Source organism: Erwinia psychrophila, assembly GCF_039023475.1.
Lineage (GTDB): Bacteria > Pseudomonadota > Gammaproteobacteria > Enterobacterales > Enterobacteriaceae > Erwinia.
The window spans coordinates 366,262-383,123 of record NZ_JBCHVB010000002.1 but is presented as its reverse complement, the minus strand read 5'-3'; the positions used below and the strand labels follow the sequence as shown (position 1 = coordinate 383,123).

The following is a 16,862-nucleotide window of genomic DNA, read 5'->3' as shown; positions in this document are numbered from 1 at the left end:
TTTAATCGACATTAACTTTTTCACAGGGAAGAAGTAGCGCACTCGTTAATGGCGGCAGTAAGGCGGGCAATGTCACCCGACATTGTTCTTTATCACCCCATTTAACTTCCATCGCTTCTCCGGCATTGATCCCCGTTAACCACACGCTGCCATCATCGTTAATGATACCGGTCTGATACCCATTTTTATTTTCTATAATGGCGCCAAAAGGCGGTGTTGAACCATCAGCCAGCTTTATGACCGCCATCGCTTTTTTACCGGCAACAATTCCCATTTTACGGTAGCCAATAGCCCCTTCCGTCAGCGAGCTTTGTACGACAGAACGAGGTGCATCAACATCATCTGCCAGTTTATCCAGATCAACACGAATGCTACTGCGATAATAGCTATTAAGATCGCTGATGACGGCCTTACCAAAGAGATTACTGTGACTGACGCCACCATTACCTGCCAGCGGTACGCCAGCAACGCCCCCCGTGTCCACCATCATACGGGTGCCGCCCAGCGTGTTGATGCGATGTAATGCCACACCTTTACCCGTAGCAGTCATCCCCCCCTGCAATGACACACCAATGGCGCTGTATTGATTACCGTTATAACCTGCATTTGCCGTGACACTGGTGAGATCGCCATCGTGAGTATAATAGCCGCTTACGTTGCCATATCCTTCCGACCCTACACCTGCGCTAAGCTGATAGTTACTGTTCTTATCAATACGGTCAAATAAACTTACCGTATGTGATGAGTCACTATTATAATATTGGCTATCGTAACTGATAGATCCACTATTCCCCCAGGGCACGCTTAAAGTAATATAGGCACCATCATCGTGCGTATCGTTATAGACTGATCGATACGCCGTCAGGTTGAGGCTGACATTTTTAAGCCGCATAAAATCAAAATATTTTGCTACTGAGAGCGTATAGTTATCATTCTCAGGCTGGTCCCAGTAGGTCTGATGGCTATAATTTAAATATCCGCTAAAGCCTAAATCTTCAAACTGTTTGTTAAAGGTAACCGTATAAAGTTCTTTTCCCTGCCCAGCATTATTACCCATATAGCGCAGTTCGAGATATTGAGACATGCTCAAATAATTCCGTTCCGAAAAACGATAGCCGGCAAAGGTTACCTGGCTGCTAATCTCTTCAAACCGCTTTGAATAGCTGAGGCGGTAGGACTCACCGGTTTGGCTTCCCTGCACCGGCAGACGCGCCCGGGACTGCGTGACGTCAACAGAGAGCGCGCCAAGCGCCAGTAAATCCCGGCCTAAACCTGCGGAAAGCGCATTATAGTCACCTCCCGCAATGGCTCCGCCATAGAGAGACCAGCCGTTATTTATCCCCCAGGAAAATTCACTGCTGGCAAAACCAGGACCACGGCTGTTGCGTAAATAATCGGTCGGTTTTCCTAACGCTAATTTATAACGCACCATGCCGGGACGTGTCAGATAAGGAATGTTAGCGGTATTCACCTGAAAAGTGCGTACGCTACCATCCTGTTCTTTGATCTGCACATCAAGCGCTCCGGATACGGCAGAGCTGAGCTCCTGTATACGGAAGGGTCCGGCTGGTACCTGGGTTTCATAAATAACCCGTCCCTGTTGCGAAATAGTCACTTTCGCATCTGTTTTCGCTACGCCGCTTACCTCCGGCGCATACCCACGCAGATTTGGCGGCAGCATGCTGTCATCGGATACCAGGCTTGCCCCGGTAAAACGAAAGCTATCGAAGATATCGGAATAGAGATAGTTTTCGCCAAGGGTCAGCTTAGCCCGCAATGCGCCAATGGCACGATACATATAGTAGCGGCTCATACGCAGCCGGTGCTGCGATGGCTGTTGTAAACCTGTAACGTGGTTATAGTTACCCTGCCAGTCACCCCGCAGGCGCCACGGCCCTACGTTTAAACCAACAACGCCGTTGCCGCTAACATCCTGTTCGCTTTTACCATCATCAGCGCGGCGATTATTACGTGCGTTAATGTTATAATCCAGCATAACACCGGGTATCCCCTCATCCCAGCGTGAGGGCGGATCCCAGTTATCGGCAATATATTCGATATATGCCTGAGGGATAGAAATATCCAGGGCATTATCCGCCAGATTGCCTGTAGCCTGAGCCCCGGGCAGAGAGGAGAGATTTAAACAGGCCCCATTATTTAACCAGGTTACCTGGCTTTTCATCCCGTCTTTCAGACCGATTTGTTGCGCAATTTCAGGCGTAATACAAGGTTCACTGCCCTCAGGATCATTCTCAGGCGCCTTAAAAACCACATCCAGCTCGCCAAACTCATGGTGGTTTACGCGCAGCATCATATGGTACTTCCCTGGCATAATATAACCAGCGCGCGCAAAATGACTTAAATCGATATGTTCACGGTCTTTTACATCTAATACATCCGTATTAAACTGAATATCCTGGCTATCTACTTTCCCTGCTGCATCAGCATAAGCATTGCCACTTAAAGCAAAAATTATACTGATAAATAATGGTCGCAATTTGCACCTGAAGGCAGGCGTTTTTGAACTCGTCTGATTTCCATTCATCAGTAATAATCCATTTTGAAACGAATGGTGCTTTGGTAATCACCAGCCCGCATCCTTTGCTGGTTCGCCATTAATCGTAAAGTATAATTCAGGCTCATACCGTCTGGCATGATGGCATATTGAGGCATCGCTTTTCCTGGCACAGCCACGTTGCCTGAACTGTCTGTCAGAAGAATGCCAACTCCACTGGCTTCTCCTGAGACGCTAAAGAGATTTTCAGTGGTACTTTTCCCATCAAATGTAATTGAAAACTTTGACCAGTCTTTATGACCTTTTGCGAAAGTCTCCGGAGAGCAGTTTAAGAGTTTTATGGTAAATGGTTTCTCTGGACCGACCCCCTCGTTCACTATCGTACTTAAAGGAAGGGTCGAAAGATCGATACTCTGATCGCGATTTTCAGCCGCAATAGCACAAGGGGTATCTATTATTGAGCCTTGTACACGGACATTAGCATGTCCCTGCCCGGCAGCACTGGCGGACGCAACCTGGCTCAGCACAGCCAGGGGAATTAAAGAGACTATACATATTCTCATATTAATCGACACCCGGTGCTTTATTGGTTTTGATATACTGTTTTGACTGTATAAAAATAAACAGGCGTTAACACGCCTGTTTATTAAAATTAAATAATTATTGGTAAGCCAGGGTAAAGTTAGCTACGCTGGTGAACTCACCGGCAACGATTGGGTTAGCGGTGTTATCCGCCGCGCCCTGCAGGTAAGCGGCATAAAGCAGCTCAGCTTCAGTTGAGTCAGTAGTGAAGTTATAAGCGGTGCTGGCGGTGCCCAGTTTAACAACGCTGCTGTTATTATCAGTGATTGCAATGCCGGCGCCCGCTGCAGAGCCGCTCAGTGCCAGCAGTGAAGAAGTGGTATCAAAGCTTGCAGTTTTACCCGTAAACGTTGCTGTGACCGTTTTATTAGTCAGGCCAGACACATCACAGTCTTCCAGTTTGATGCTGAATGGTTTAGGTGTAGAAGTACCACCTGCTTTCAGCGTAGAGCTTGAAACCTGGCCCAGGTCTACAGTCTGCTCAACGGTGTCAGCAGTAATAGAGCAAGGTGCTTCGATAATTTCCCCTGTGAATTTAACAGTGCCGTGTCCCTGGTCTGCTGCAAATACGCTGCCGCTTGCCAGAACCATACCCAGAGCCATAGCTAATTGAAGCTTTTTCATTTCACATCATCCTTAAATTAAATAAATATGTTTCATTAAAATAAACGAAACCGTTCCATGCATTCCAGTGGTTCCAGTTTGTTCATTCGTGGCTGGCCGAAGGTTACTCAATAAAAATCTTTAACCACGTTTTCCACGACCGTATTTATACCCTTCACAAAGAACAAATGAAACTTAAGATCATATAAGATTAATCCAAGTAATTTAAGCAGAGAGAGTGAAATTCACTTCAAAAAGAAATGGGTAAATTAAAAACCTTAAAATACAATAATTTAAACAGGGGTGCTTAGGTACACTCAACATATGTGTTTAGGATTTCTCGCTTATGTAAGAGGCTGGTCAGCTCGCTATTTAAGATATTTACACTTAACCGTGGCATCAAACGGTGGCGTAACTCACAAATAAAGTAAAATTGAGACAAAAAGCGCCTTCATTGAGAACATACAACGCCTGTAACAACCTTCAATATTAAATAAAAAACTTTTCCTTAACATTATGACAAACAGGATATGCATATGACAGTTTAGCGACTGCAAACTTAGCGTACTTCAAAAAACTCAGGATACTAAGTGGAATGGCTCACTATAATCGGGCGAAATTCCTTTCTCACGGTAGTACTAACTTCCTGCAATTATGATTCATGGCGATCAATACCTCTTCACTCTGTAATGGTAAAACCTTCCACTACTTATTGACGCTGTCCGGCTTTGATATGATTACGCTGCTTTCGTATTTACTTTAATTTACTATACTTTTAGTTACAGGATAGCTTACGAGCTATGAACCTCTGTTATGCCTGATTAAACTTTATTATTAATATGCTTTGTAACATGAGCCGTCATCTGGGAGGCCCTTAGCCAGTATTAAGCCAATTTAGTCCAGCACGCCTTTCCCTCTTCCGCAACTTGCCGCCCAGTGTCGTCTTCTTATGATGGCCGCCAATGAGTTGATACTTTTCGGCGACTGCAATCTTGCCAAAAATCCTGTGAAAGAGCGTTCTGCTTTGTATTAAGGAGCCGTTGCCGTTCATTCCGGTATTACTCTGTTGAGTCAGCCGACGCCGCGCATTTATGCGACAAGCATAGAACCGAATGCACTACGGTTACTGGCGTGTATATGTGATTCTACGGCATGAATAAATGAAAACAGGGTAAATTTATGGAAGATGCCAGATACAAAACAGACCCTGGCGCATATTCTATATGCCAGAATTGTCTTGCTTCTGAGCGGAGCTGGGATGAATACAAACTCAAATTAACGGGGAGTTTTGGTTGTCTGAATAAGCAACTGAGCGGAAGTGAGCTATTGCTGATTAAGAATGATTCATAGTCGGCATAAAGTTCAGGGATGTGATAGGTTACGTAGGCTGGCATTAGCCAAGCGTGCCGCAGCCTGGGAGGGTCTGCATAAATTTTCTGAAGTGAGTAAAGTAGCGTGATCGGATACTAAAAAGTACACCATATTTAATTACAGGATTTCTAAACCTGTTTTTTAACTTAGCCCGGTTTTGTGGCTTCAACACTGTCTGCTATAACCTTTACCAACCCAATTGCTGACAGGCAAAGAGCTGCTTACCTCGCAATTTGGCAACATGATCCTCCAGGCATTTTTCCGGCTTGCCTTTCCCTTGCACTGAACAGCCCGCTTTCGCTCACAGGCGGGATGTTCAGATATTCAAAGCGAATAACATCATAACCATTGTGAATAAAAACAAGGATCTTTATTATTATCATAAAGACGATCAAGCCCTGTTCATTCTGATGAATAAATTTTCTTATTTCTGGTATTCAGAAAAAATCATGTGATTTATTACCATCGATATCACCGCAATAAAAATAATTTATCAACTTGAAGAACTCTACATTATTCTTACAGTTCCACTTCATCATTATCTTCCGTTTTAAATAACTTACATTCTTTTCTGAACACTGAAAATTACACGCTATCTTTTTATTTGATGCGCCGTTGTAGACCAGATAACAGTATCGCCTTTCCTTTGCCGTAAGGAAAAGACTTTTTTCTTTCCTGTTAACTCTTATTGACGATGAAGAAATTAACATATCATTGAGTAAGTTTGAGAATGTCAATAAACCCATATTACTCGGTACCATCTTGATGTACTCTAACCCTGAAAAAATATGTAACGCCTCATAAATATGGTTAGGCACAATAACAATGCCATGTTTTTTATTAAATTTGCAATTAGCATCAAACTGAAGAAGATCCATCAAGGTTACACGTTTAACCGTCACCGTTGCGTTTCTACCTAACAGCATATGATTCGCCAGTTCCTGTGCACCACTGAGTAAATCCTGATTATTACTGAGAATAAACAAATCATGATTCATTTAAAGAGTCCCTTCTCAAATGTTTATTATTATAGAAGCATGTTTTACAGATATGTCTCATCTTGAGAGCGCTAATCGTATATATGTCAAAATTTTTTTTCAAGCTAAAAATTTTATGCATATTTTTTAACAATGCATGTCAGATAAGCATGGCTATTCCCTTGTTTAAGTTAGGTTTATCCTTAGCAGGCTTATCACTTCACTTCAGTGATAGATTACTTAGCGAGCTTTTTAGGATAAAAAGAGGATTCCAGCGGATGGTTTTAACGTTTTTTAAGGGTGATTATAACAATTTGATCTTTTAGAATGCTGTTTGACATTAAAATCCGTTAGTTAACTTAAGGTTTTGATAGCCAGATAAACTAAAAAGTGTACCACCGGGCAAAATGTAAAAAACCGCTTAATTGACATCCTGATAACGCATGGTTAGGAACCATTTAGAAAAACCTGTTGAAAAATAAAATTCACCAGTCTAAATAAACCCTAATAAACACCATCACGGTCAAGGCTTTAATTATATTTAGCCATAAAACATCAACAGCTTAGATATTTACCTTAGTAAGCATTATGTCACTATTTAACTAGAGATTATGATACATTGATACTGGTAGGCGATGTCAAAAAAGTAAACACGGGATAAAACCTGTCAGCCACTTTTTACCTATAAGCGTTTATCGTGGTTTATACCGGCCAGCTAATTTAGCTCTGGCCGGCTAATTCAACGAAAATGTTTCTTATCCAAGCATGAACTCCACTGCCGCCGCGGTGTGAATCGCCGTGGTATCAAAGACCGGGACCGGGCAATCTTCTTTCTTCAGCAGCAGGCCAATTTCCGTGCAGCCAAAAATAACTCCTTCCGCCCCCCGCGCTACCAGGCCCTCAATGATCTTCTGATAGCAGGCTTTTGCATCGTCGGTAAATTTCCCCTGGCAAAGCTCGTCAAAGATAATGCGGTTAACCTCTTTTCGATCGGCTTCCTCCGGCACTAAGGTTTCAATGCCGAACTGGTTCGCCAGCCTGCCACGGTAGAAGTCCTGTTCCATGGTGTAACGCGTACCCAGCAGCGCCACGCGGGACATATTTTGCTGCCGGATCGCCTTCGCGGTGCCGTCAGCAATATGCAGGAATGGCAGGCCGCTCTGCTCAACGATTGGATCGGCCACTTTGTGCATAGTATTGGTACAGAGCAAAATGCCTTCTGCCCCGGCCCGTTTTAGCGCCAGCGCAGCGTCGGCCAGCATCTGCCCGGCTTTTTCCCAGTCGCCGCTCGACTGGCAGGCTTCAATCTCGTGAAAATCCACGTTCCAGAGCACCAGCTTTGCCGAATGCAAACCGCCCAGCCGCTGGCTGATGCCCTGATTAATCAGTTGATAATAAGGCACGGTGGATGCCCAGCTCATGCCGCCAATCAGTCCCAGCGTTTTCATTATCGGCTCCTGGCGAAGGTCGCTTTCAGGCCTTCACGCTTAATCTTCATCATTATTTAATTCATCTGGCAGGCCATTATGCTCACCAAACGGCTGTCCGGGCGGGTTCACCCAGCGATCTTCTCGTGTGGCTTCATGGACAGGATTAAGGGGGTAATGAATCAGGTTTTCCGCTTTATTGGCTTCTCCTGCCACGATAAACCGCGCTTCTTCGCTGCTGTTATTGATAAACGTATGGCAGAGACCTGTACCGGCGGGAAAGCCCACGGCATCGCCTGGTTTGAGGCGGTGCAATTCACCGTTAATCCAGGCATCCGGCGTGCCTTCCAGCACAAAAACGAACTCCTCTTCCGCACTTTCGGCATGAGGATAAGACATCCGGCGCCCGGGCAGCAGCCGGATATGATGAATGCCCAGCCGGGTCAGTCCCAGCGATCTGGCCAGCGGTGAACCTATCGCCATCAGCTCTTCGCTGCCGGGATAGTGTGTATCATCAGGCTCTTCCAGCTCCTGCCAGTGGCGAATACAGTCCGGCCGGGGGGTTGCGTTCATAACACTCCTTTATAGCGGAAGCTGCGGTTTACAGCACCAACTCACCATAACGGAGGAACTCTGTTTTTGTCATGAAAAATATGTCTGTAAATGAACGGTGAAAATGGTCTGCCTGCAGGCTGCGCTTTCTGCGCGGAAAATTTCAGGGCCACCAATAAGTTGCAAGAAAATGCTTAAAGCGGTACTTTTACGCCTGAAGACAGAGTGTGAATATCCATTTTGTTGCAGACATTTCAAAAGTTCAGAATCATCCCGTCAATGGTTACAGCCTGGTTTACCGCCTCGCCGCAGAATATACTGACTCACTGGAAGACATGCTTTTATGGAAAACGAAAATTATATTAACGAATATATAAAAGAAAAGCTTAAATGTAATTTTAGAGAATTAGGTGGTTTTACCTGGGCTTATGTTGTTATCTCAAAAAACAATATGTCAATTTCCGCTTATGCAACAAATTACCCAGATGAGTGGGTGAAATATTACCAGGATAATAACCTTCAGTTTACCGACCCCGTTGTTATTACCGCATTGAATCGCCTGACGCCATTTTCATGGAATGAAAAAATAAACCTTGATAACGAATCTTTGTTTTTCAGGATTTTTGAAAAGCCTAAACTCTATGGCTATACTTTTGTTTTGCACGACTATAAAAATAACCTGGTCACGCTGACTTTGCTTACAGATCCGGGTAAAAGAGAAGAGACGCAACGGTTCATTAATCTGAATAAAGGAACGTTAGACTTATTGCTTGCCTCAGTCCATGAAGAGTATCTGGCGCTCACCTCCCTTTCAGAAAAAAGCAAACCCAGCCTTATCGATGAAAATCTTTTCACCACGCGCGAAAACGAAATCCTTTACTGGGCCAGCGTTGGTAAAACTTATTCAGAAACAGGAACTATTCTGGGGATAAAAACGACCACGGTTAAATTTCACATGGCAAACATTGTTAAAAAACTGGGTGTGGTAAACGCAAGGCATGCTGTGCGGCTCGGCATTGAACTCCATTTAGTCAAACCCGTGGGTTAACTAATAACTATCCTTGCCAGGAAATGTTCAACTTTTATAGCGCTGGATATATAATCGTATGATGTTTTATATCATTCAGTTAATCACGCTGAAACATACACTAATACCGCTGAAAAAATCAAGATGTGAAAATAATCTGATGATATAGCCTTAGCCTTAACCGCCTGCATCAAATTAACCGGGATGGATAACGTTCTGACCAACGCCTGGTATTTATTTTATTCCTGCCTGTGGCGTTAAAAAGGGGCGAATCGCTTCGCCCCTTTTCAGCATGCTTAACGCTCTGTTACTTGCTGCCAGGGCGCAGTGCCGGGAACAGAATAACGTCGCGAATGGTATGGCTGTTGGTGAACAGCATCACCATGCGGTCGATGCCGATGCCCAGACCGGCCGTTGGCGGCAGACCGTGCTCCAGCGCGGTGACGTAATCTTCGTCGTAGAACATCGCTTCATCATCACCCGCATCCTTGGCATTGACCTGCTGCTGGAAACGTTCGGCCTGATCCTGCGCATCGTTCAGCTCGGAGAAGCCGTTACCGATCTCACGACCACCGATAAAGAACTCGAAACGGTCGGTGATCTCCGGGTTATCGTCGTTACGACGCGCCAGTGGTGAAACCTCTGCCGGATATTCGGTAATAAAGGTTGGCTGGATCAGATGGGCTTCTGCGGTCTCTTCGAAGATCTCAGTGACCACACGGCCCAGGCCCCAGCTCTTCTCGACCTTGATGCCCAGCGACTGCGCAATGGCACAGGCTTTACTGAAATCATCCAGATCGGCAGGGTTGGTTTCCGGACGGTATTTCTGAATCGCTTCGCGCATGGTCAGCTTTTCAAACGGTTTACCGAAATCAAATTCCTGTTCGCCGTAAGGCACCACGGTTGAGCCGAGAATATCCTGCGCCAGGGTGCGGAACAGGCTTTCCGTCAGCTCGATCAGATCTTTATAATCCGCATAGGCCATATAGAGTTCCATCATGGTGAACTCTGGGTTATGGCGCGGCGAGATGCCTTCGTTACGGAAGTTACGGTTGATCTCGAATACGCGATCGAACCCACCCACCACCAGGCGCTTCAGGTAAAGCTCCGGGGCGATGCGCAGATACATGTCAATATCCAGCGCATTATGGTGCGTGACGAACGGACGGGCTGACGCGCCGCCTGGGATCACCTGCATCATCGGGGTCTCAACTTCCATGAAGTCGCGTCCCACCATAAAGCTGCGGATACCGGCCATGATCTGGGAGCGGATTTTGAAGGTCTTGCGCGACTCTTCGTTAGCGATCAGATCCAGATAACGCTGGCGGTAGCGGGTTTCCTGATCGGCCAGACCGTGAAACTTGTCCGGCAGTGGACGCAGCGCTTTGGTCAGCAGGCGCAGTTCGTTACAGTGAATAGAGAGCTCGCCGGTTTTGGTTTTGAACAGCCTGCCGCGCGCGCCGACGATATCACCGAGATCCCACTTCTTGAACTGCTCGTTGTAGATGCCTTCAGCCAGATCGTCACGGGAAACGTAGAGCTGGATGCGGCCGCCCATGTCCTGGAGCGTCACGAATGAGGCTTTACCCATGATGCGGCGGGTCATCATACGACCGGCCACGCTGACCTCAACGCCCAGCGTTTCCAGCTCTTCGTTCTCTTTCGCATCAAACTCGGCATGCAGCTGGTCTGAGGTGCGATCGCGACGGAAATCGTTCGGGAATGCCACGCCGTTTTCACGCAGCGCGCTCAGCTTTTCGCGACGCGCCTTCAGTTCGTTATTCAGCTCAAGTGCGACGTCAGCGCCCTGCGGTTGTTGTTCAGACATGTCAGTTCCTTATAGCCCTGCTTTCAAGCTTGCTTCAATAAAACGGTCCAGATCGCCATCCAGCACCGCCTGGGTATTACGGGTTTCAACGCCGGTACGCAGATCCTTGATACGTGAATCATCAAGCACGTAGGAGCGGATCTGACTACCCCAGCCGATATCGGATTTGTTATCTTCCAGCGCCTGTTTTTCAGCATTTTTCTTCTGCATTTCCAGCTCGTACAGCTTCGCCTTCATCTGCTTCATCGCCTGGTCTTTGTTCTTATGCTGAGAACGGTCGTTCTGACACTGGGTCACGGTATTGGTCGGAATATGGGTAATACGCACCGCCGATTCGGTCCGGTTAACGTGCTGTCCGCCCGCGCCGGATGCGCGGTAGACGTCGATACGCAGGTCTGCCGGATTGATCTCGATATCAATATCGTCTTCCACTTCCGGATAAATAAAGGCGGAGCTGAAAGAGGTATGGCGACGGCCGCCGGAGTCGAACGGGCTTTTACGCACCAGGCGGTGAACGCCGGTTTCGGTCCGCAGCCAGCCAAATGCGTAGTCGCCCATGATGCGCAGCGTCGCGGATTTGATCCCGGCGACTTCACCTTCGGACTCTTCGATCACCTCGGTTTTGAAGCCTTTGCTCTCGGCCCAGCGCAGGTACATACGGACCAGCATACCGGCCCAGTCCTGCGCCTCGGTGCCACCGGAACCCGCCTGGATATCAATGTAGCAGTCGGCGCTGTCATACTCGCCGGAGAACATACGGCGGAACTCAAGCTCTGCAAGCTTCTTATCCAGAAGATCCAGCTCGGCGATCGCCTCATTAAAGGTTTCTTCGTCGTCCGCTTCCACCGCCAGCTCAAGCAGGCCGCTCACGTCTTCCAGACCCTGACTCATCTGATCCAGCGTTTCGACAATGGCTTCCAGCGAGGAGCGCTCTTTACCGAGCGCCTGGGCACGTTCCGGCTCGTTCCAGACGTCCGGCTGTTCCAGTTCGGCGTTAACTTCTTCTAAGCGTTCTTTCTTGGCATCGTAGTCAAAGATACCCCCTAAGAACGCCGCTGCGCTCTGAGAGATCCTGAATTCGGTTCTTTACCGGGTTAATTTCAAACATGATTTAAGAATCTTTTTAGGTGATCGAATGGGCTTAATTGTAACGAAGCAGTTTAACTGAAATCTTGTGAGGATTGTAGCGTTGAAGCGGGAGCAATTTCACCGCAGATGCCCCAGCGCGCAGGCGAAACGGCGAAGTGCCGGGGATGGGACGCACTTTCCCTTTCCCCGGCTTACAGGATGAGTCAGCTACAGCGGCCAGAGATGATCGATGATCAGCTGCACGTTCCGGTTGCCACGAAACTCATTGATGTCCAGCTTATAGGCCAGCTCAACCTGCTTCACGCTGGGGTCCGGCCAGAGCGTGGTATCCACATTAAAGGCGATGCCGTCCAGCAGCGGACCGCCGCCCAGCGGTTCGATCATCACTTTAAGGTGGCGCTCGCCCACCAGCCGCTGCTGGATAAGTTTGAATTTGCCATCAAACTGCGGCTCGGGAAACGCCTGGCCCCAGGGGCCCGCTTCCCGCAGCAGCTCCGCCGTCGGCAGGGTCAGCTCCTGCGGCATCAGTTCGCCATCAGACCAGACGACGCCCTGCAGTGATTCCGCGTCAAGCCACTCTCCCACCAGTTCGCCAAAGCGCTCACGAAAGGCGTCGAACTTCTCAGCCTCCAGCGAGAGGCCTGCCGCCATGGCGTGGCCGCCGAATTTGATGATCAGCCCCGGATGGAGCGTATCCAGCCGCTCCAGCGCATCACGCATATGCAGGCCGGCGATGGAGCGCCCTGAGCCTTTCAGCGTGCCGTCTCCCGAGGGGGCAAAGGCGATCACCGGCCGGTGAAAACGCTCTTTCAGGCGTGACGCCAGAATGCCCACCACCCCCTGATGCCAGTCGGGATGATACATGGCGATACCGAGCGGGAGCGCTTCGCTGCTGCGTTCCAGCTTATCGCACAGCGCCAGCGCCTCGGTTTGCATTCCCTGTTCAATCTCTTTGCGCGTCTGGTTCAGCGCATCCAGCTCGCTGGCGAGCATGCGGGCCTGGGCGATATCTTCGCTCAGCAGCAGCGCCACGCCCACGGACATGTCGTCCAGCCGCCCCGCCGCATTAAGCCGGGGACCCAGCGCAAAACCGAGGTCACTTGCCGCCAGCTGGCGCGCATCGCGATTTGCGATTTCCAGCAGCGCCCGGATCCCGGCCCGGCATTTTCCGGCGCGGATGCGGCTCAGCCCCTGCCAGACCAGAATACGGTTGTTGGCATCCAGCGGTACCACATCGGCGACCGTGCCAAGCGCAACCAGATCCAGCAGTTCGGCGAGGTTGGGCAGCGTCGTTGCACCGCCGTCACGCAGCCTTGCCCGCAGCGCCAGCATCAGATAAAACGCCACGCCAACGCCCGCCAGCGAGCGGGAGGGAAACGCACAGTCCTGGAGGTTCGGATTAACAATGGCTTCCGCGTCGGGCAGCGTGTCGCCCGGCAGGTGGTGATCGGTGATAACGACAGCAATCCCTTTTTCGTGCGCCAGGCTGACGCCCGCATGGGAAGAAATACCATTATCAACGGTTACTATCAGCTGCGCGCCGCGCGCGGCGGCCTGCTCCACCACTTCCGGACTGAGGCCATAGCCGTCATCAAAGCGGTTCGGCACCAGGTATTTAACGTTACTGCCACCCATGCTGCGCAGTGCCAGCACCGTCAGCGCGGTACTGGTCGCCCCATCGGCGTCAAAGTCGCCGACGATCATAATGCAGAGGTTATCAGCAATCGCGTTTTGCAGAATTTCAGCCGCCCGATCAATCCCGCTCAGGGAGTGAAACGCGTGCAGGTTTTTTGCGCCGCGCTCCAGTTCGGCGGCCTGCGTCACGCCGCGGTTGGCATAGAGCCGGCGCAGCAGCGGGTGAAGCGTGTCGGGAAGCGCTCCCCCTTCCACCGCCTGACGGCGACGAAGTTCAGTTTTACTCGTCACCCGTCAGCCGCCCGCTTTCTGGCTGTCCAGCAGCTGCTTAAGTTCTTTCGGCCCCTGGTAACCCGGGATCATCATCCCGTTATCCAGCAGCATGGCGGGCGTACCCTGGATGCCATAAAGGATGCCCAGCTTATACTGCTGGCCGATATCAATGTTACAGTCGACAGGCGAGACGGCTTCACCTTTCATTGCCTCATTAAAGGCCTTACGGCGATCGGCGGTACACCAGATAGATTTCATCTCTTTGGCGACCTGACCGTTCATCCCCTCGCGTGGAAACGCCAGATAGCGCACGGTGATGCCCAGCGCATTGTAGTCCGCCATCTCGTTATGCAGCTTGCGGCAGTAGCCGCAGGTAATATCGGTAAAAACGGTAATGACGTGCTGCTCTTTTGGCGCTTTATACACGATCATCTCGTCAGCCAGCGCATCAACTTTTTTGGCGAGCATCTGATTAGTGACGTTAACAGGCTGACCACCGCTGACGTCATACAGCGGCCCCTGAATAAACTGTTTACCGTCATCGGTGACGTACAACACGCCGCTTTCCGTCAGTACCGTTTTCATTCCTGGCAGCGAGGAAGGGCGGATCTCTGTCTGCTGTAAGCCTAACTTTTTCAGCGATTGCTGAATGGCCGCATCATCCGCATGGGCCAGGCCGCCGAGGGCACTCATCAGCAGGGTAAGCAACAGGTAACGCTTCTTCATTCGGGATCCTCATGGCCGCGCTGGCGGGCCGTTAACATCCGCCCGCTGGCGTGATGTTTATGCTGTTAAACGAAAGCACCGCGCTACGCGCGGGGATGGTGCTGCTGGTGCAGCTGACGCAGCCGCTCGGTGGCGACATGCGTATAAATTTGGGTGGTGGAAAGATCGCTGTGCCCCAGCAGCATCTGTACGACACGCAAATCCGCTCCGTGGTTCAGCAGATGGGTGGCAAATGCATGGCGCAGAACGTGGGGCGACAGTTTCTCGCTGTCGATCCCCGCCAGTGTGGCGTAATGTTTAATCCGATGCCAGAAAGTTTGCCGGGTCATTTGCCGGGCGCGGCTGCTGGGAAACAGCACGTCCAGCGTCTGACCATTGAGCAGCCAGGGACGGCCATACTCAATATACTGCTCCAGCCAGTGCACCGCCTCTTCCCCCAGCGGCACCAGCCGTTCTTTATTGCCTTTGCCGATCACGCGCACCACGCCCTGCCGGAGGCTGACATTATTCAGCGTCAGGCTCACCAGCTCGGTGACGCGCAGTCCGGTGGCGTAAAGCAGCTCCAGCATCGCCTTATCACGCAGCTCAATCGGCTGCTCCACGCTCGGGGCCTGAAGCAGGCGATCGATTTGCGCCTCGCTGAGATCTTTCGGCAGCCGCTGCGGCAGCTTGGGGGAGGAGAGCAGCGCGCTGGGATCGTCCTCGCGGTACTTTTCCCGGTAGAGATACTGAAACAGGCGGCGCATGGCGCTCAGCAGGCGGGCTGAGCTGCTGGCCTTGTAGCCGCCCTCAAGCCGCTCGGCCAGAAACTGCTGGAGATCGGCCGTGCTGGCCTGGCGCAGATCGCTGCTGTGATGCGCCAGCCATCCCGCCAGCGACATCAGATCCAGCCGGTAGGAGACGACGGTGTTTTCCGCCAGGTTACGCTCAATCCATGTTGCATCCAGAAACTGTTCAATCAGCTCGCTATCCTGCACCTCATCGCCCCTTAGTTACCGGCATCCGTTTCAATTCTGATATAATTCGCGCCATTGCATCAAGAGAATTGAGTTTACCGGATATGAAAATTGGTCTGTTTTACGGTTCAAGCACCTGCTACACCGAAATGGCAGCAGAGAAGATCCGCGATTTTATCGGCGAGGATCTCGTCACCCTGCATAACCTGAAAGATGACTCACCGGGCCTGATGGAACAGTACGACATGCTGATCCTCGGCATCCCGACCTGGGACTTTGGCGAGTTGCAGGAGGACTGGGAGGCGATCTGGAACGAACTCCCAGCCCTAAACCTGCGCGGCAAGGTCGTGGCCCTCTACGGCATGGGAGACCAGGGCGAATACAGCGAATGGTTCCTTGATGCGCTGGGCATGCTCCACGAGATCCTGCTGCCTTCCGGCGTGAAATTTGTCGGCTTCTGGCCGAATGAAGGCTACGAGTTTACCAGCAAAAAGCCGCTCACCGCAGACGGTAAACAGTTTGTCGGTCTGGCGCTGGATGATATTAACCAGTTTGAAGAGACCGACGATCGCATTGCGCAGTGGTGCGAACAGATCCTGACGGAAATGGCCGCCTCGCTTTAAGCTCCGTCGTGCCGGGATGAGGCTTCCATGCCGGGTAGCTGCTGCCGGAGCTGTCGCCATGCTTCCTCATCCATGCTGTCCCTCATCACCCACAGCTTTTCTTTCTCTCCCTGCGCCGACCGCAGCGCCAGCAACATCGCCTGGCGCGTCATCAGAGGCCGCCCGCAAAGCCGCCAGCGTGACTGCCGCCACTCAAGCTCGCGCGGCGCAACCAGCCTGAGGGTGCCTTCCCGGCTGCGGATACGCCGCTGGCTGCGCAGACACTCAAAAACGACCAGCGTCAGAAGCAGCATCCAGACAGGGGTATAGCTGGCGGGCCACGGCGCCAGCAGCAGCGCCAGCATGACCGCGCCGTGCAGCAGCAGCGAGATCCACTGCGCGCGCCAGGATATCCGCAGATCAGCGTGCCACAGGGCCACGTTGCTGGTTTCGCTGCTGGATAAGGTTCACCATACGCTTCAGCTCAGCGTCCGCCGGCTCGCCGTGGTTCATCAGCCAGTTAAATAAATCCGGATCGTCACTCTCCAGCAGCCGGACGAAGAGCTGCTTATCGGTATCGCTCAGGGAGTCATATTCGTATTCGAAAAACGGCATGATGGAGATATCCAGTTCGCGCATGCCTCTGCGGCAGGCCCAGTGAACCCGCGCTTTATTGCTAATATCCATTTTTCAACCATC

General features: G+C 50.5%; 15 protein-coding genes. 2 read left to right on the top strand and 13 right to left on the bottom strand.

From position 1 onward, the window contains the following. Position 1: 1 nt before the first annotated feature. From AAH446_RS07745 to AAH446_RS07720, 6 genes are all read right to left on the bottom strand, one after another. Positions 2-2,545: an outer membrane usher protein gene (locus AAH446_RS07745; RefSeq protein ID WP_342906136.1), complete on the bottom strand. Its 2,544-nt coding sequence runs from the start codon at positions 2,543-2,545 to the stop codon at positions 2-4. Beyond that, positions 2,545-3,078 carry a fimbrial protein gene (locus AAH446_RS07740; protein WP_342906135.1) on the bottom strand — a complete coding sequence of 178 codons (534 nt, stop codon included), beginning with the start codon at positions 3,076-3,078 and terminating at the stop codon, positions 2,545-2,547. The genes AAH446_RS07745 and AAH446_RS07740 overlap by 1 nt, the downstream gene beginning before the upstream one ends. Before the next feature lie 97 nt (positions 3,079-3,175). Next, positions 3,176-3,721, bottom strand: a complete 546-nt coding sequence (locus tag AAH446_RS07735; protein WP_342906134.1) for a fimbrial protein — start codon at positions 3,719-3,721, stop codon at positions 3,176-3,178. 1,787 nt (positions 3,722-5,508) lie between these two features. Further along, entirely contained in the window at positions 5,509-6,069 is a 561-nt protein-coding gene (locus tag AAH446_RS07730) for a helix-turn-helix domain-containing protein (protein WP_342906133.1), read from the bottom strand. Positions 6,070-6,803: 734 nt separating this feature from the next. After that, positions 6,804-7,496 (bottom strand): amino acid racemase, encoded by a 693-nt coding sequence (locus AAH446_RS07725; RefSeq protein ID WP_342906132.1) that lies wholly within the window; start codon positions 7,494-7,496, stop codon positions 6,804-6,806. Positions 7,497-7,535: 39 nt separating this feature from the next. Further along, positions 7,536-8,048, bottom strand: a complete 513-nt coding sequence (locus tag AAH446_RS07720; protein WP_342906131.1) for a cupin domain-containing protein — start codon at positions 8,046-8,048, stop codon at positions 7,536-7,538. Positions 8,049-8,370: 322 nt separating this feature from the next. Between AAH446_RS07720 and AAH446_RS07715 the strand changes: the two genes are divergently transcribed. Continuing rightward, positions 8,371-9,075 (top strand): LuxR family transcriptional regulator, encoded by a 705-nt coding sequence (locus AAH446_RS07715; protein WP_342906130.1) that lies wholly within the window; start codon positions 8,371-8,373, stop codon positions 9,073-9,075. 286 nt (positions 9,076-9,361) lie between these two features. Here AAH446_RS07715 and lysS read toward each other — a convergent pair whose 3' ends face one another. The 5 genes from lysS to xerD all read right to left on the bottom strand — a co-directional run bounded on the left by lysS (position 9,362) and on the right by xerD (position 15,582). After that, entirely contained in the window at positions 9,362-10,882 is a 1,521-nt protein-coding gene (gene lysS, locus AAH446_RS07710) for a lysine--tRNA ligase (RefSeq protein ID WP_342906129.1), read from the bottom strand. A gap of 9 nt (positions 10,883-10,891) precedes the next feature. Further along, positions 10,892-11,990 (bottom strand): peptide chain release factor 2 gene (prfB, locus tag AAH446_RS07705; RefSeq protein WP_342906128.1). Its coding sequence is split into 2 segments (ribosomal slippage): positions 10,892-11,914 and positions 11,916-11,990, totalling 1,098 coding nucleotides; the frame shifts between segments, so codons are not numbered across the junction. A gap of 188 nt (positions 11,991-12,178) precedes the next feature. Beyond that, positions 12,179-13,897 carry a single-stranded-DNA-specific exonuclease RecJ gene (recJ, locus tag AAH446_RS07700; protein ID WP_342906127.1) on the bottom strand — a complete coding sequence of 573 codons (1,719 nt, stop codon included), beginning with the start codon at positions 13,895-13,897 and terminating at the stop codon, positions 12,179-12,181. 3 nt (positions 13,898-13,900) lie between these two features. After that, positions 13,901-14,605, bottom strand: a complete 705-nt coding sequence (dsbC, locus tag AAH446_RS07695) for a bifunctional protein-disulfide isomerase/oxidoreductase DsbC (RefSeq protein WP_342906126.1) — start codon at positions 14,603-14,605, stop codon at positions 13,901-13,903. 83 nt (positions 14,606-14,688) lie between these two features. Next, complete coding sequence (xerD, locus tag AAH446_RS07690) at positions 14,689-15,582, bottom strand: site-specific tyrosine recombinase XerD (protein ID WP_342906125.1); 894 nt, start codon at positions 15,580-15,582, stop codon at positions 14,689-14,691. Between the two features lie 83 nt (positions 15,583-15,665). Here xerD and fldB point away from each other — a divergent pair, with 83 nt between their 5' ends. Continuing rightward, the gene (gene fldB / locus AAH446_RS07685; RefSeq protein WP_342906124.1) at positions 15,666-16,184 is read left to right on the top strand and encodes a flavodoxin FldB; all 519 of its coding nucleotides are present in this window, start codon (positions 15,666-15,668) and stop codon (positions 16,182-16,184) included. On the opposite strand, the gene AAH446_RS07680 is transcribed toward fldB, so the two are convergent. After that, complete coding sequence (locus AAH446_RS07680) at positions 16,181-16,603, bottom strand: protein YgfX (RefSeq protein ID WP_342906123.1); 423 nt, start codon at positions 16,601-16,603, stop codon at positions 16,181-16,183. The two genes, fldB and AAH446_RS07680, sit on opposite strands and share 4 nt — an antisense overlap. Further along, the gene (gene sdhE / locus AAH446_RS07675) at positions 16,584-16,850 is read right to left on the bottom strand and encodes an FAD assembly factor SdhE (protein WP_342906122.1); all 267 of its coding nucleotides are present in this window, start codon (positions 16,848-16,850) and stop codon (positions 16,584-16,586) included. The genes AAH446_RS07680 and sdhE overlap by 20 nt, the downstream gene beginning before the upstream one ends. Positions 16,851-16,862 lie beyond the last annotated feature (12 nt).

Excerpts from the sequence above, each read along its gene's own strand:
- dsbC (WP_342906126.1), bottom strand. The coding sequence starts at position 14,605 with ATGAAGAAGCGTTACCTGTTGCTTACCCTGCTGATGAGTGCCCTCGGC.
- AAH446_RS07720 (WP_342906131.1), bottom strand. The coding sequence starts at position 8,048 with ATGAACGCAACCCCCCGGCCGGACTGTATTCGCCACTGGCAGGAGCTG.
- AAH446_RS07730 (WP_342906133.1), bottom strand. The coding sequence starts at position 6,069 with ATGAATCATGATTTGTTTATTCTCAGTAATAATCAGGATTTACTCAGT.
- AAH446_RS07735 (WP_342906134.1), bottom strand. The coding sequence starts at position 3,721 with ATGAAAAAGCTTCAATTAGCTATGGCTCTGGGTATGGTTCTGGCAAGC.
- lysS (WP_342906129.1), bottom strand. The coding sequence starts at position 10,882 with ATGTCTGAACAACAACCGCAGGGCGCTGACGTCGCACTTGAGCTGAAT.
- fldB (WP_342906124.1), top strand. The coding sequence starts at position 15,666 with ATGAAAATTGGTCTGTTTTACGGTTCAAGCACCTGCTACACCGAAATG.
- AAH446_RS07715 (WP_342906130.1), top strand. The coding sequence starts at position 8,371 with ATGGAAAACGAAAATTATATTAACGAATATATAAAAGAAAAGCTTAAA.
- AAH446_RS07740 (WP_342906135.1), bottom strand. The coding sequence starts at position 3,078 with ATGAGAATATGTATAGTCTCTTTAATTCCCCTGGCTGTGCTGAGCCAG.
- AAH446_RS07725 (WP_342906132.1), bottom strand. The coding sequence starts at position 7,496 with ATGAAAACGCTGGGACTGATTGGCGGCATGAGCTGGGCATCCACCGTG.
- sdhE (WP_342906122.1), bottom strand. The coding sequence starts at position 16,850 with ATGGATATTAGCAATAAAGCGCGGGTTCACTGGGCCTGCCGCAGAGGC.
- AAH446_RS07745 (WP_342906136.1), bottom strand. The coding sequence starts at position 2,545 with ATGAATGGAAATCAGACGAGTTCAAAAACGCCTGCCTTCAGGTGCAAA.